Origin of the sequence: Geminicoccus sp. (genome assembly GCF_036263595.1) — a bacterium.
GTDB lineage: Bacteria > Pseudomonadota > Alphaproteobacteria > Geminicoccales > Geminicoccaceae > Geminicoccus.
In genome coordinates, this window is record NZ_DATAGQ010000009.1 from 1 (window position 1) to 1,764 (window position 1,764).

The following is a 1,764-nucleotide window of genomic DNA, read 5'->3' on the forward strand; positions in this document are numbered from 1 at the left end:
TCGAGTGCTGGGCGACTACGGCGCCGTGCTCGATGCCACCTGCCAGGCCTGGAATAGGCTCCTCGCTGAGACCGGCCGGCTCGCCAGCCTCACCGCCTACCCCTACCTGCTCAAGTCAAAACTTCTATGAGCCGGTATGAGATCCTTCATCCTGGACATCATCGGCGCTTCCAGCGGCAGTCTGCTGACGAATTGAGGATGGTGGGGGGGAGGGTGGTTGGCTGGGATTGCCCGCTGGCGCCGCCGGTTGCGGGACGACGCGACGTACCCGGAGGCCTCCATTGCCTTATCCAAGTCGCCATCGGCAGCCCGCTGCTACGCCACATCAGCCGTTGAGCACTTTCTCCAACGGGCTCTCGACCGGGCCATCTCGCTGGCCAGAACAGGTAGTTGCGCGAACTGTTCCACTATGGGCGCGGTAGTCCCCGTTCAGTTCACCGCCATACTCGAGCTTCACCTGGACCTGCTCAGAAGCGAGAAAATCGAAGCCAAGACGTAGCCGGGCTACCTGCTCGGGCAGTTCCGTCTCGCTACGGAAGCTGCCGCTGTTGGGTGCTCCCTCGAAGCTGGCTTCAGCACCCCAGCTGTCGTCGTCGCAGAAGACCCCGCCGAGTGCGATGTAGGGGCGCAGCACCATCCCGTTCCCGTACAGGAGCCTGCCGCCAGCCTCCAGCATCGGCCGCCAGTTTCACGTCGTCCTCTTAAGGAGACTGGCGCGAAAGCCGTGGTCTCTGCCTTGTCCGGTGAACAGGGCGGATGGGTAAGCGCCTCGGGCAGGAAGTTCCGGCCCATCACGCTGCTGGTTGGCACCGGATCGATCGATGCCGTGACCTCGGTGCCGGTCAGGTGGTGAGCTGATCGGCTCTTCGCAGGTTCATGGCCATGCAGAGCAGCCAGAGCTGGCAGCGGTTGCGGATCAGGCCGTGGTAGCGCACGCGCCGGTACAGGTAGCGTCGCTTCATGGTGCCGAAGAGCTTCTCGATCTGGCCGCGCAGGGGCGTGATGGCGACGTTCATCCACTTGTGCCAGGACGGCTGGCGCTTGGCCTGATGCCGCCGGTGCATGATCCGGTCGGTGATGCCGATTGCGGCCAGGGCCTCCCTTCTGCTCATCGACTCGTAGGCCTTGTCGGCCAGCACGGCCTGCTCGTCGCCGCAGATCAAGGCGTCCGCAGCGATGCTCTCCCCGATGTCGGCACTGGTGAGAATGGCCTTGCGGATCAGGTCCGAACCTTGATCGACGGCCAAGTGCGCCTTGTGGCCGAAGAAGCTGCGCTGCCCGCGTCGGGTGAAGCCAGCTGCCGGGTCGCGCTCCGACACCTCGCCCTTACGCCTTGGTGGCCGCTTCACGTCAGCTTCCACCAGCGTCGCATCGATCATCGTGCCGGCCTTGATGAAGAGGCCACGCTGTTCCAGCTGCCGGTTCAAGGCGTCGAAGACCATCTCCGCCAGTCCTGCTTCAGCCAGGTCGATCCGAAAGCGCGAGAGCGTCGTTGCATCCGGCACCGCGTCCTCCAGGCCCAGCCCGCAAAAGCGCCGAAAGCTCAGCCGGTCGGCCAAGGCTTCTTCCAGATCACGGTCAGACAGGCGGTACCAATGCTGCAGGAGCAAAGCCTTGAGCTGGACCAAGGGCGGATAAGCCGGCTGCCCCGTCGGCGCCCGGCGCATCGGCTGCAGGAGCACCTCGATCGGCACCCAGTCGACCTGCGCCCTGATCCGCTCCAGCCGCTGGTTGCTGCCAAAGGCCGCCGGCAACAGGGCTTCC

2 protein-coding genes are annotated in these 1,764 nt (G+C 64.9%); both read right to left on the reverse strand.

Annotation, left to right across the window (positions count from 1 at the left end):
- Positions 1-325 precede the first annotated feature (325 nt).
- Positions 326-676 (reverse strand): hypothetical protein, encoded by a 351-nt coding sequence (locus tag VHL31_RS00730; protein ID WP_329659284.1) that lies wholly within the window; start codon positions 674-676, stop codon positions 326-328.
- Positions 677-842: 166 nt separating this feature from the next.
- Positions 843-1,764, reverse strand: a 922-nt coding sequence (locus tag VHL31_RS00735; RefSeq protein ID WP_329659285.1) for an IS5 family transposase, incomplete at its 5' end; no start/stop codon positions are given.